Source organism: Streptomyces viridochromogenes (assembly GCF_001270495.1).
In the GTDB taxonomy this organism is placed as follows: Bacteria; Actinomycetota; Actinomycetes; order Streptomycetales; family Streptomycetaceae; genus Streptomyces; species Streptomyces viridochromogenes_A.
Map to the genome: position 1 here is coordinate 14,641 of NZ_LGUR01000249.1, position 12,146 is coordinate 26,786.

Below are 12,146 nucleotides of genomic sequence, written 5' to 3' on the forward strand. Positions count from 1 at the left end.
CGTGACGTTGACCGCGGCCACCGCGGCGCCGGACCGGTCCCGCACCTACGCGGCCAGCGACCGTAGCCCGGGCGTGAGTTCCTCGTCGTTGAGCGCGAACCTGGTACGCCGGATGCCGGTGACGAGGGCACGCCCCTCGGTCTCCAGGTACTTGTCCTCCAGGGAGATCGACCGGGTGGTGGTGTGTAGCATGGCGCTCCTTCTCGAGCTGATGTGTCGCCGTTTGAGCACGGGTCCGGCCCTCGTGAGCTTCGCCCATGGCAGGCCGCGCGGCAGGGTCGGCCGACGCGGCGTTGTGGCTCGCTTCCTGTGGGACGTATTGGCGATGAACAGGCGTTGATCAACGCCGACATAGTTGTGCGTTTCCGCGGCGCCGGCGTGTACCGTCGGTTCCTCTGGCCCGGCGACGCTGTTCGAGCTCGGCGTCAGAAACGAGTTCGCAGTGAACATGCCGGAGCAGGAGCCACAAGTGGGGCAGGCCGCAACCTCGACTCGGGCAAGGTCCTCTTCGGATACGTCAGGATTGGCAGAGTCGCCCATCGCGGTCACCAGGCTCAGCCCAGTTCGGACGGTTCCGTCGACCAGGGTGGTCCGCCCGCCTTCCATCGGACCACCGGATGCGAACACCGTCGGGATGTTGAGGCGCAGTGCGGCCATCAACATTCCCGGCGTGATCTTGTCACAGTTGGAGATGCACACGAGGCCGTCGGCGCAGTGCGCATTGACCATGTACTCCACCGAACCGGCGATCAGTTCCCTCGACGGCAGCGAATAGAGCATGCCTCCGTGGCCCATGGCGATTCCGTCGTCGACCGCAATGGTGTTGAACTCCCGCGCAATCGCGCCCGCCCGGTGCACTGCCTCGGATGCAATCCGCCCCACGGGTTGGAGGTGAGTGTGACCTGGCACGAACTCGGTGAAGCTGTTGGCGATCGCCACGATCGGTTTGCCGATGTCGCCATCCGCGACCCCGAGGCCCGCAACAACGCTCGTGCGCCAGCCATGTTCCGGCCGTGGGTGATGGTTCGCGAGCGCAGTTCGGGCACTTCCTGCTCCTCATCCGGGCGACTGAATCGACCGCAGGTGGTTTGGCCCGACCTTCATCGGCCTCCCCTGACTCTGCGGCACGGGTTGCCGGAGCAGAAGACTGCCGTGATTCTAGTAGTGCGAGTAACAGCCCGATGCGTGACGGAGGTTGACGCCTGGTGCCTGTCCCTATCGCTCCGAGTCTTCGTTCATGCGAGGCTCGTTCGATGCGGCCAGGTCGGCCAATTGGTGCAATCGGTCGAGGCTACCGCTGTCGGGATCCGGTACGTAGATGATCACGTGCAGGTCGGGATCGCCGGACATGGTCATCCGGTGCTGTTCCAGTTGCAGATCGCCGACTTCGGGGTGCCGGAACGTGCGTAGTCGCGAGGTGAAGCGGGTTACTTCGTGGGCTTTCCACCGCTCGCGGAACTCGGCGCTGGTGCGCCAAAGGCGGTCGATCAGGATTTCGATCGCCGGGGTATGAAGGTGTGCGCCGAGCTCTGCTCGAAACTCGGCGATAACCCGGCTGCTTGTGAACTCCCAGTCCACGACCAGCGACCGTATGTACGGGTCTGTGAAGGTGAGCCACAGAAGATTGCGACGCTCGACTGGCGTGGCTGGGGCTGGCGGATAAAAGCGGCCGTAGGTCGAGTTCCAGCCGACGATGGTCCAGTCCGCCGACAACGCGTAGCTGGGGTAGACGCCCTGCGCGTCGAGCAGTCGCTGCACGCTCGGGGTCATCGTGATCGGCTGGGCCGAGCCAAAATCGGTGGCTGGGTAGCCGGCCAGGGACAGGACGAAGGCATGCTCGGCCTGGGCCAGACCGAGGGAACGTGCGACGGCATCGAGGACCTGCCGCGACGGGGTGACATCGCGGCCCTGTTCCAGCCATGTGTACCAGGTGACGCTGATACCGGACATGGCCGCGACTTCTTCGCGGCGGAGCCCGGTCGTCCTGTTCCTGATCGGTGGCAGTCCCAGCGCGGTACGGGAGGTGTTCTCGCGCTGCTTGCGCAGGAAGGCGCCGAGATCATGTTGCCGCTCGTCGCCAGCTTTCATGCTCGCGAGTCTACTCGTCATCCGATCGCGCACCCGGCCGTCGCGTCGCTCGCTCGACCACCGACCGCAGCGGTGTGAGCGAGCGGCGCCTCGTCCTCGCCGAGGCGGCTCGGTACTGCTCCGAAGGCTCCGCCGAAGCGCATCAAGCGGCGTCCAGGGCCGTAGGGGGCCCAGCCCGGGTCCCCGGTGTGTGCGAAGCGGACCCAGCTCTCGTGCATGGCGTCGGCGAGCGCGACCGGTGGCTCGCCACCGACCAGGCCCTGCGGTCCCTGTGCTGTCTTGAGGGTGTGGAAGACAAAGGGCAGATCAAGGCCGTGACACGCGCCGAGGCGGCCGTCGAAGGCCGGGGACTCCCATTCGAATTCGTAGACGTAGGTCGGCCCGCCGTGACGGAGGGCCAAGCGCCGCGCGGGAGAGCGGAACAGCAGGTCGGTGAGGGCGTCGACGAGCGCTCGTCCCGGTTTGGCCCCGGGCTGGCCCAATCCGTAGCCGGCGAGGACTTGTCGAGCGTGGGGATGCGACGCGGCCAGTCGGGCGACGGCTTCGGTATCGGTCACAGCGTCGAGATCACCACTGGAGAATCCGTAGAGGTTCATCTCCGCCTTCGTGGTGCCTACGAGGAGATCCACGGACGACGTGGTGAGCCGCTCGCGCGATGCGCACGCGACGTCGTTGTCGATGGTCATCCCGTATGCCGCCGCCCCGTAGGCGGGATCTCGACCGTTGTCAGCCAGGTCGAGAGGCTGGGCGAGCAGCGTCGCTTGAGCATCGAGCAACTGCGGCACCGGCACCTCCCTGAATGCCGCCGCGGTTGCCGGGACGCTCAAAATGGCGGCGATCCGTTCGGTCAGCCGGCGACCGACCGCGGCATCGCGAGGGAGCTCGTCGTGGCCGCTCTGCACGATGGCGCGTCGGAAGAGACCGTCCGCCGCCCGCGAGTTCAGCAGCGTCGCGATGCTCATCGCTCCGGCGGACTCGCCGAAGACGGTGACGTTTCCGGGATCTCCGCCGAAGGCGCCCGCGTTGTTCTGTACCCACTGCAATGCCGCGATCTGGTCGCGCAGGCCGAGGTTCGTCGGCGCGTCCGGGAGTACCGAATATCCCTCGGCCCCTAGACGGTAGGAAACGGTCATCAGCACGACCCCGGAACGGGCGAAGCTCGTGCCGTCGAAGGCGGGGCAGTCAGCGGCTCCCGCGATGAAGGCCCCGCCATGGATGTAGACCATGACCGGCAGGCCCCCGTCGTGGTGCTGCGGGGTCCAGATGTTCACATGCAGGTAGTCATGGTCTCCGGTCCAGCCGGTCTCCGGCAGGAGCGGCCGCATGTCGATGCCGGGGAAGCGGCGGACGTGCTGCGGTGCCATCGACCCGGGGCGGGTCGCGTCACGGACGCCGTCCCAGGTCGGCGCCGGTGTCGCGAGGGCGAAACGGCGTGGCCCCTTCGGCGGGGCGGCGTAGGGCACCCCTCGGTAGCAGGCGATGCCGTCGACGGCCAGTCCGCGTACTCGGCCGGACGTGGTCGTCGCGACGCTTTCGATCGGAGTGCTCACCGCTTGCCGCCCCGCACGTCGGCGGTGATGTCCTCGAGAGTGCGGCCCTTGGTGCGCTCGCCGAACATGGCGAACACCGCTCCGAAGGCGACCGCGACGGCGGCGAACACCACGAACACGGTGGTGAAGCCGAACCCGGACAGGACGAAGCCGACGATGATGCTGGTGAAGGCGGCGGAGAGCCGGAACGCACCGCCGCCCACTCCGGCCCCCAGCCCGCGTAGGTGGGTCGGGAAGATCTCAGGGGAGTACGCGTACATCGTTGCCAGGGCGATCTGGAGGCTGCCGGAGAGCAGGGAGCCGGTGATCACGGTCACGACCAGGCTGTCGACGAGCCCGAACACCAGGAGCAACGGGGCGACGACGATCATGACGGCGAGGACCAGCTTCTTGCGCTCGATCCGGTCGGCAAAGGCGACCGCGGACACCGATCCGAGGAAACCCGCCAGTGAGATGATCACGGCGGCGGTCAGTGCCTGCTGTTGGGAGTATCCGCGCTCGACCAGCAAGGTGGTCAGCCAGGTGTTGAAGCCGTAGATGACGTAGGCGAACATGATCATGGAGATGGTGAGTACGGCCATGCGCTCGAGGTTCTTGCCTGAGAGCAGCTCCCTCACCGACGTGGCGGGCTCGGGCCCGCCGCGGGGCAGCTCGACCGGCTCGGGTAGCGGCTTGCCGGTCTTGGCGAGTGCCTCGTCCTCAAAGGCGACCACGGTTGCGGCGGCCACGCCGAGCTCTCCCCGGCGAATCTGCCAGCGGACCGACTCGGGTAGCCGGCGCACAGTCACGGCGATGAGCAGTCCGAGGGCGCCGATGCCGTAGATCCAACGCCAGTGGGACTCCCCGTGGGGCACGATGGTCCAGGTCAGGACTGCGGCCAGCGGTGCGCCCAGGACCGAGATTCCCAGCAGGAGAGCAGCGAAGCGGCCGCGGAGCCTGGCCGGGAACATCTCGCTGAGATAGAGGAACGACACGAGCGTCAGCGCCTGAGCTCCGAGACCGGTCACCACGCGACAGGCGATGAGCGTCTCGAGGCTGGTTGCGAAGACGGTGGCGAGAGACCCGAGCGAATAGATCACGGCCGATACGAACAGCACGGGCCGCCGTCCGTGCCTGTCGGCCAGCCGGCCCCCGACGAGTGCGCCGAGGAAGCTGCCGATGTAGACCGAGGAGGCGACCCAGCCCACCTGCCCCAGTGACAGGCCCAGGTCCTGGCGGATGGCCGGAGCCGTGTAGCCGAACGCGGCCAGGTCGAAGGCATCGAAGATCCCCAGTGCTCCGAGCGTCCAGAGGATGACCCAGTGTTTGCGAGTGACCACGGATATCCGGTCAAACCGAGCGCCGATCTTTGTCGCGTCCATGCCGGATGCGAGAGACTCAGTCGTCATAGCTGATCCTCATTGATCAGGGTGGAGGTCTGTGGATCAACGCCGTGCAAGGCGCGGCGAGGAGATGTGGCGGAGCATATGATCCGCGCCATATTGGCTGAAAGATGCGCTCGCTTCTAGTAGCGCGACTACCAGGGAAGCCTCAGGGGGCGTAAGTCCCGCTCCTGATGATGTGGTGTCGCCCATTCGTGGGTGATGGGGCGGTTCCTCCCTGCTTCATGTCATGCGCATGATGGAGTCCGCGGGCACGGAACGGAAGCCGTACGCAACCGACTTGTCCGACCCGCAGTGGGCGTTAATCGAAACGGGCGCGGCTCTTCTGCAGTGAGCTGGTGATGCTGTGCGCCGTTGCCGTTCGTGGTCGGAGGGTGGATCGTCGAGTCTCACTACGCGGTGGGAGGCGGCGATGGTGTCGTGGTTGGAGGCGCTCGGTCGGCGGGAGGCTGCACCACGGGAGGGATCGCCGAACTGCGGGCACAGATTGAGGAGTTGACCGGGCGTCTTGCCGGACGGGATGAGGGTTGTCCCGGCTGATGATCACGCGGGAGACGATGACCGAGATCCGGTCCGGTGATGAGACGGTGACGGATGCCGGGGCGGAAACGGACGCGGGCGGGGCGGGGGCAGGAGCGCCGGTCGAGGTGCGGCTGGTGCCGCAGTGGACGCCCGGGCTGGGGGATGCCCCTATCTCTTTCGTCAAGGGGCGGGTCGGTTGATTGGTGATGTTTTTGGACTGGACATCGCCCGCCGTCTCGAGGCGGGGATAGTGCACGTCAACGACCAACCCGTCACCGACGAGCCCAGCATGCCCTTCGATGGTGTGAAGGAGAGCGGCTGGGGCCGCTTCGGCACGGGCTTCGCGGCCGAGGAATTCACCGAACTCCGCTGGATCACCCTGCGCGGGAAACCCCGCGACTTCCCGTTCTGACGGGCCTGCGGCGGAGCATGACGCGGCGTCCGGCCGGTCCGCGGGCGTACCCGCAGACCGGCCAGACGCCGCTCGTCCGTCAGCCTCCGCTGGAGAGCGACCACTTCTGGTTGGATGCGCCGGTGCAGCTCCACAGATGGACCCTGGAACCGTTCGCCGTTGCCTTGCCTGTCACGTCGAGGCAGAGTCCGGACAGGTCGTTGGTGACGCTGCCGTCCCCGTGGAACGTCCATTTCTGGCTGGAGCCGCCGTTGCAGTCCCAGGTGATGACCTTCGTGCCGTTGGTGGTGCCGTTCCCGTTCGCGCCGAGGCACTTGCCCGCGATCTGCAGTTCACGGTTGGCCGAGTAGGCGTAGGCCTGGTTGGCGTTCCCGGGCGTGCAGTCCCAGATGTACTGCTGGACACCGTTGGCGGGGTTGCCCGTGTCGTCCAGGCACCGGTTCGAGCCCTGGCCGACGATCTGGGCGGCGGCGGTCTGCGCACCCCGGGTGAAGGTCACCGTGGCGCCGGCGGGCAGGGTGTACTGGAAGGATCCGGCGTTGTTCCAGGTGACGGTGAAGGCGGTACTGCTGGAGTTGTTGTTGTGCGCGACCAGTACCTCGCCTCCGTCGGGGTTCTGGTAGGCCTGGGCCCAGACGTTGCCGCCGTCGCTGTAGCCGATGCGCTTCGCGCCGGGGACGACGAACTTCGAGAACTGGCCCAGCTGGTAGTAGTTGTCGGTGTAGGTGGCCTTGCCGGTCGCCTGGTCGATGGTGACCAGACCGGTGCACTTCTCGCAGCCGACGCCCATCTTCGGGCCGCCGTTCGTGTCCAGGGCCAGGTTCCACAGGAGCACGCCGTTGGCCCAGTTGAAGGTGGACTCCAGGGCGAGCTGGGCGGCGTTCATCGGCGCGATACCCGGGCCGGTGGAGCACTCGGTCTCGTAGAGCTTCTTGGCCGGGTAGGAGTTGTGGATCGTGGTCATGTTCCGCAGGTTGTTGCGATAGCAGTGCCACGCGGTGCCGTAGATCGCGTCACGGGCGGCCTGGTTGGCCATCAACGTGTCGGCGTAGGAGACGTTCACCTGGTCCGCGTCCGCGCCCAGGATCTTGGTGTCGGCCAGCCCGGCCTGCTGCAGCGCCGGGGCGAGGTGATCGGCGATCCAGCGGGCCTCGTCGGCGGCGGGCCACAGCATCGCCGAGTACGTCGACGGGGAGATCGTCGGCTCGTTCTGCGGCGTGACGCCCCAGACCTTGACCCCCTTGGCCTTGTACTCCTGCAGGAACTTCACGTAGTACTGCGCCAACGGGCCGTACATGTCGGCCTTCAGCGTGCCGTTGCCCGCCCCCAGCATCGTGTTCGTGGTCTTCATCCACGCCGGCGGGCTCCAGGTGTTGGCGAACAGCTTCATCTGCGGGTTGAGCGCCTGGGCCTGCTTGATGATCGGGATGATGTAGGCGTCGTCGTGCGCGGTGGAGAAGTTGGCCAGCGTGGGGTCGGGCTGGCCGTTGTTGTCGTCGTAGGAGTAGGTGCCCGGGTTGTTCGCGGGGGTCGCGGTGTAGTCCGAGGAGCCCATCGGCGTCCGCATCAGCGACAGACCGATACCGGACCCACGCGTGAACAGATCCCGCATCACCTGGTCACGCGTGGTGGCGTCCAGCTTGTTCTGCAGCAGATAGGCCGAGGTGTCGGTGAACGAGGCACCGAACCCGTCGATGGTCTGGAAGGTCTGCGTGTCGTCGACCTTCAGGTTCACAGTCCCCGAGGACACCGGACCGAGTGCGATGCCCGGCTGCGGCGTCAGGGCCTGGCTCAGGTCCGACGTCGTCAGCGTCACACCGATCGTGTCGCTCGCGGCCGACGCCGAAGCCGGGGCCAGTACCGCCACTCCGCACGTGACGGCGAGCGCCAGAGCGGCGGCCTGCGCGCTCAGTTTGCGGAACGGTTGTCTCATCTGCATGAAAGCGTCCCTTTTCAGTTGGAGGTCAGGTCGTCTGCCCTCGGTGCATGGCTGTACCGAGGGGCCTTGCCTGTTCACATGGCCCGGTGCGGGCCGGGGGGGCAGCACCGCACCGGGCCATGGGCTTCGGGGAACGGATCAGACGGGGCTGATGGTCCACTGCAGGTTGGTGCTGTTGCCCCAGTCCCACTGCTTGGTGACGGAGCCCTCGGGAACGTTGCCGCCGCTGTCCAGGAGCTTGCCGGTGGTGCGGTTGACGATGTTGTACTGGCCGCCGCCGCGGTGGGTGATCTTCCACTGCTGGTTGGTGTGGCCGTTCCACTCCAGCTGCCTGCAGGGGGCGCCGTTGCCGGTGGCGCCCCAGCTGTCGGCGACCATGCCGTTGGCCCGGTTGACCAGCTTGTAGAAGCCGCCTCCGACCGCCACCGCCTGCCACTGCAGATTGGCGTGGTTGAACCAGGTCCACTGCTTGAGGTCGGAACCGCCGGCGACGTTGCCGCCGCTGTCCAGGACCAGGCCGCTGGTGAGGTTGGTGATCCTGAGGTAGGCGGACGGGTTGAACTGCACCTTCAGCGAGGTGATCTGGTCGTTCTGGCCGGTGGACCTCAGGTCGGAGTTGTCGGCGGTGAAGGTCCACTGAGTGCCGGTGAAGTTGTCGCCGGAGTAGGCGACGATCTGCTGGCCCGGGGCGAGCTTCAGCGAGGAGATGCTCTGCGCGGGCACCCCGTGCAGGCCGAGCTGCTCGGCGGTGTACTCGCCCAGGCCGAGCGCGGTGGAGGTACCGGCGTAGTTCACGTCCGTGAAGACCAGGGCGCCGTCGACGGGCTGCAGGACCGGGATCTGGCCGGCGAAGGTCAGCTTCAGTACGTACATCGGGGCGGAGAACGGTGCCGAGGAGGGCAGGGTCACCTTCAGCCCGGACCCGTCCTGGGTGCGGTTGGGGAGGTTGACGTAGGTGCCGGCCGTGTTGTCCAGCAACTGGACCGAGGTCAGCGAGCCGAGGTTGATGCGGCTGGAGCTGAGCGTCTTGATGGTCAGCGAGTTGCCGGGCCAGCCGAGGACCGTGGCATACAGCGTGTTGTTCGCCTTGTTGCGGGTGAAGCGGATGTCCTGGGCGGTGCCGGCGTTCGGGTTCATGAACGTGCCGCCGCCCATCTTCGTCGGTCCCTCGCCGTAGGCGGTCCAGGCCCGGGTCGAGTAGACGGACTCTCCGAAGCGCTTCAGGTAGTCGCCGATGCCGAGCAGGATGTCCCGCTGGCCCTGGGGGATGGTGCCGTCGGCCTTCGGAGCGATGTTGAGCAGGACGGTTCCGTTCTTGCTGACCCGGTCGATCATCGCGTGCAGCAGCAGCTGTGCCGTGTAGTAGCCGATGCCCTCCGTGTAGCACCAGCTGGTGCTGGAGACGCTGTCGTCGGTGAGCCAGTAGGGCGAGGTGAGGTCCGCGGGGCCCCCGCGCTCGTAGTCGAAGACCTCACCGTGGCTGTTGAAGCCGTCCTTGTACGTGGCGACGACCTCCCTGTTCCAGGAGTTGGCCTGGTTGTAGTAGTAGGACAGGAAGTTCAGCAGCTGGGTCTCGCCGACCTTGTCCAGGTGGACGTCCTGGTAGATGATGTCCGGTTCGGACAGGTCGATGATCTCCTTGAGCTTGTCGTACCAGAGCTGGTCCTCCTGAGCCTTGCTCAGCTGCCCGTAGAGCTTCTTCAGGCTCGGGTCCGACTGTGCCGGTACGCCCTGGAAGTAGCCGAGGTAGTTGTACGCGTGGTGCATCGACACCAGCAGCTTGAGGTTCTTGGCGCGGATGGCGCTGCTGATGAGCTGCAGCAGGTTCAGGTGCGGGCCCTTGTCGACCGAGTTCCACTCGTTGACCTGGCTGTCCCACATCGAGTAGCCGTCGTGGTGCTCGGCGACCGGACCGGCGAACTTGGCACCGGCGTCCACGAACAGCTGCGCCCACTCGTCGGGGTCGAAGTTGCCGCCGGCCGACTTCAACTTGGGCGCGAACTCGGTGAAGTTGCCCGCCTTGTCGTTCGCTCCGTTGATGAAGTTGTGGTAGGGCCACACCGAGGGGTCGCCATACGTGGCGACGTGGTGCTGGTTCACCTTGCTGCCGCCGAAGTACATGTTCCGCGGATACCACTCGCTGTCGTAGGCGGGGACGCTGAAGACACCCCAGTGGAAGTAGATGCCGAACTTGGCGTCCCGGAACCACTCGGGCGCCGCCGGGTGCTGGTTGACCGAGTCCCACGTGGGGGTGTAGGTGGCCGGACCGGCGGCCAGGGCGGGGCCCGCACCGAAGAGACCGCCGGCGACCGCGGCCGCCGCTATGGCCGTGGAACCGGCCAAAAACTGTCGTCTGTTGATCGCTCTCGACATTGAGAGACCTCCAAGGCCACTGAAGTGTTCCGATGGTTGACAGTGAGCAGCGCGGGAGCGGGACTCCGGCGCGGGTGTGGGATCGGGGGTGGCAGGTATCGATTCGAGGCCTGTCAGCCGGTGACCGCCGGTCGCCGGTCGGCTTCGATGAGGCCCTGTGTCAGCCACCGTTCGACCGCGCAGATGTGGACGGCGGCTGCCGATGCGGCGAGGAGGGCGTCGCGGGCCTCGAGCGCGCGCAGGATCTCCTCGTGGTCCTGGTGGGCGCTGTCCAGGGAGCGTTCGACATGGCTGCCGCGCAGGATCCGAACCCGCTGGGTCCGGCTGGACAGCGCCTGGAGCAGCGTCGACAGCACGGGGTTGCCGACCGCTTCGACGATGCGGAGGTGGAAGGCCGTGTCGTGGACCACGAACTCCTCGACCGTGGTGGCGGCGCGGCCGCGGTCCAGGATTCTCCTCAGTGCCCTGAGGTCCTTGGCGCCGAGCATCGTGGCCGCGGCTCCGGTGGCCGCCGGCTCCAGCATCCGGCGAACCTGGAGCAGTTGCAGCGCGGTACGGCCCTGGGAGACGTCCGCGGCGAAGGACAGGTTCTCCAGCAGAAGATGGGGCTCGAGACTGGAGACGTACATTCCGGAGCCCCGGCGGACGACGAGGATCCGCATGGCGGTCAGGGCTCGGACCGCCTCACGAAGGGTTCCGCGCGAGAGACCGAACTGCTCTGCGAGGTCCTCCTCGGTCGGCAGGCGGGAGCCCGGGGCGAGTTCGCCGTTGAGGATCATCGTCTTGATCTTTTCGATGGCCTCGTCCGTCAGGGACACGGAAGTCGCCTCTCTGCCCGGCTACTCCTGCTTCTCGCCGGAGGCGAAGCGGGAGATGATCAGGGCGACGATGATGATGGCGCCGTTGAGGAACTGGTTCCACAGGGGCGGTACGCCCGCCAGCGTCATGACGTTGACGACGAGCTGCAGGGTGAGCACACCGGTCAGGGCGCCGAAGATGGAGCCCTTCCCGCCGTTGAGGCTGACCCCGCCGATGACGGTCGCGGCGAAGACCTGGAAGATCCAGCCGCTGCCCTGGGTGGCGGAGATGGAGCCGTAGTGGCCGCTGTAGAGGATGCCTGCGAACGCGGCGAGCAGGCTGCCGAGGATGAGGACGATCCACACGATCCGGTCTACGCGGACGCCGGCGGTTCGGGCCGCCTCCGCGTTGCCGCCGATCGCGTACAGCGCCCGGCCGTGCCGCAGCCAGGCCAGCGCACTGCAGCCGATCGCGAAGAGCACCGTGCAGACCCAGATGGCGGCGGGCACGCCTAGCCAGGACGCCTTGCCCAGGTAAGTGAAGGAGGAGGGCAGCTCGATGATGGACTGGCCTTCGGAGAGCGCGACTTGGAGGCCACGCAGCATGGTCAGCATGCCGAGGGTGACAATGAAGCCGTTGAGACGCAGCTTCAGAATCAGGAAGCCGTTGACGGCGCCGATCACCACGCCGACCAGGAGGCAGAGCGGGACCGCCATCCACTCGGGGAAGATACCGAGGCCGGTGAATCGGGCGCCGCTGGTGGGCAGGACGAGCCATACGGCGATGACGGGGGCCACGCCGATCGTGGACTCCAGGGAGAGGTCCATCCGGCCGCAGATCAGGATCAGCGCGGTGGCCAGGACCAGCAGGCTCAGCTCGGTGGACTGCTGTGCCACCCCTATGAGGTTGTCGGCGGCGAGGAAGGCCGGCGAGACGATGAAGCCGATCACGCCGAGGACGAAGATGGCCGGGATCAGCGACAGGTCACGGAAGCGGCCCAGGTCGAGGCCGCGACGGGCTGTGCCGGCCGGTGCCTCCGCCGTGGTCACGTGGGGTTCTGCGACGTCTGTGGTGGCGGACAT

Annotated in this window: 9 protein-coding genes and 1 pseudogene; 2 read left to right on the forward strand and 8 right to left on the reverse strand. The window is 66.9% G+C overall.

The window, feature by feature from the left end; genetic code table 11:
* Window positions 1–432: 432 nt before the first annotated feature.
* The 4 genes and pseudogenes from ADK36_RS39845 to ADK36_RS39860 all read right to left on the reverse strand — a co-directional run.
* Window positions 433–1,046: pseudogene (locus tag ADK36_RS39845) on the reverse strand (dihydroxy-acid dehydratase); the annotation flags it as partial.
* A 169-nt stretch (window positions 1,047–1,215) separates the two neighbouring features.
* Window positions 1,216–2,088, reverse strand: a complete 873-nt coding sequence (locus tag ADK36_RS39850; RefSeq protein WP_048580998.1) for a helix-turn-helix transcriptional regulator — start codon at window positions 2,086–2,088, stop codon at window positions 1,216–1,218.
* A 17-nt stretch (window positions 2,089–2,105) separates the two neighbouring features.
* On the reverse strand, window positions 2,106–3,638 hold the full coding sequence (locus tag ADK36_RS39855) for a carboxylesterase/lipase family protein (RefSeq protein WP_063784559.1): 1,533 nt from the start codon (window positions 3,636–3,638) through the stop codon (window positions 2,106–2,108).
* On the reverse strand, window positions 3,635–5,026 hold the full coding sequence (locus tag ADK36_RS39860) for an MFS transporter (protein WP_078916166.1): 1,392 nt from the start codon (window positions 5,024–5,026) through the stop codon (window positions 3,635–3,637). The genes ADK36_RS39855 and ADK36_RS39860 overlap by 4 nt, the downstream gene beginning before the upstream one ends.
* 521 nt (window positions 5,027–5,547) lie before the next feature.
* Between ADK36_RS39860 and ADK36_RS49740 the strand changes: the two genes are divergently transcribed.
* Together ADK36_RS49740 and ADK36_RS51105 are read left to right on the forward strand one after the other, a co-directional pair.
* Window positions 5,548–5,742 carry a hypothetical protein gene (locus ADK36_RS49740; protein WP_048580996.1) on the forward strand — a complete coding sequence of 65 codons (195 nt, stop codon included), beginning with the start codon at window positions 5,548–5,550 and terminating at the stop codon, window positions 5,740–5,742.
* The gene (locus ADK36_RS51105; protein ID WP_107083675.1) at window positions 5,685–5,954 is read left to right on the forward strand and encodes an aldehyde dehydrogenase family protein; all 270 of its coding nucleotides are present in this window, start codon (window positions 5,685–5,687) and stop codon (window positions 5,952–5,954) included. The genes ADK36_RS49740 and ADK36_RS51105 overlap by 58 nt, the downstream gene beginning before the upstream one ends.
* 79 nt (window positions 5,955–6,033) lie before the next feature.
* Here the strand turns inward: ADK36_RS51105 and ADK36_RS39870 are convergent, their stop codons facing one another.
* The 4 genes from ADK36_RS39870 to ADK36_RS39885 form a co-directional block, all read right to left on the reverse strand.
* Window positions 6,034–7,893 carry a ricin-type beta-trefoil lectin domain protein gene (locus ADK36_RS39870; protein WP_048580995.1) on the reverse strand — a complete coding sequence of 620 codons (1,860 nt, stop codon included), beginning with the start codon at window positions 7,891–7,893 and terminating at the stop codon, window positions 6,034–6,036.
* 138 nt (window positions 7,894–8,031) lie between these two features.
* The gene (locus tag ADK36_RS39875; protein WP_053201122.1) at window positions 8,032–10,266 is read right to left on the reverse strand and encodes an alpha-L-fucosidase; all 2,235 of its coding nucleotides are present in this window, start codon (window positions 10,264–10,266) and stop codon (window positions 8,032–8,034) included.
* 113 nt (window positions 10,267–10,379) lie between these two features.
* Window positions 10,380–11,084, reverse strand: coding sequence for a FadR/GntR family transcriptional regulator (locus tag ADK36_RS39880; protein ID WP_048580993.1), 705 nt, complete (start codon window positions 11,082–11,084; stop codon window positions 10,380–10,382).
* 21 nt (window positions 11,085–11,105) lie between these two features.
* Window positions 11,106–12,146: an ABC transporter permease gene (locus ADK36_RS39885; protein ID WP_053201124.1), complete on the reverse strand. Its 1,041-nt coding sequence runs from the start codon at window positions 12,144–12,146 to the stop codon at window positions 11,106–11,108.

What these genes read in the sequence shown, in the direction of transcription:
- ADK36_RS39870 (WP_048580995.1), bottom strand. Translation starts at nt 7,893, where the DNA reads ATGCAGATGAGACAACCGTTCCGCAAACTGAGCGCGCAGGCCGCCGCT.
- ADK36_RS39860 (WP_078916166.1), bottom strand. Translation starts at nt 5,026, where the DNA reads ATGACGACTGAGTCTCTCGCATCCGGCATGGACGCGACAAAGATCGGC.
- ADK36_RS39885 (WP_053201124.1), bottom strand. Translation starts at nt 12,146, where the DNA reads ATGTCCGCCACCACAGACGTCGCAGAACCCCACGTGACCACGGCGGAG.
- ADK36_RS39875 (WP_053201122.1), bottom strand. Translation starts at nt 10,266, where the DNA reads ATGTCGAGAGCGATCAACAGACGACAGTTTTTGGCCGGTTCCACGGCC.
- ADK36_RS39850 (WP_048580998.1), bottom strand. Translation starts at nt 2,088, where the DNA reads ATGAAAGCTGGCGACGAGCGGCAACATGATCTCGGCGCCTTCCTGCGC.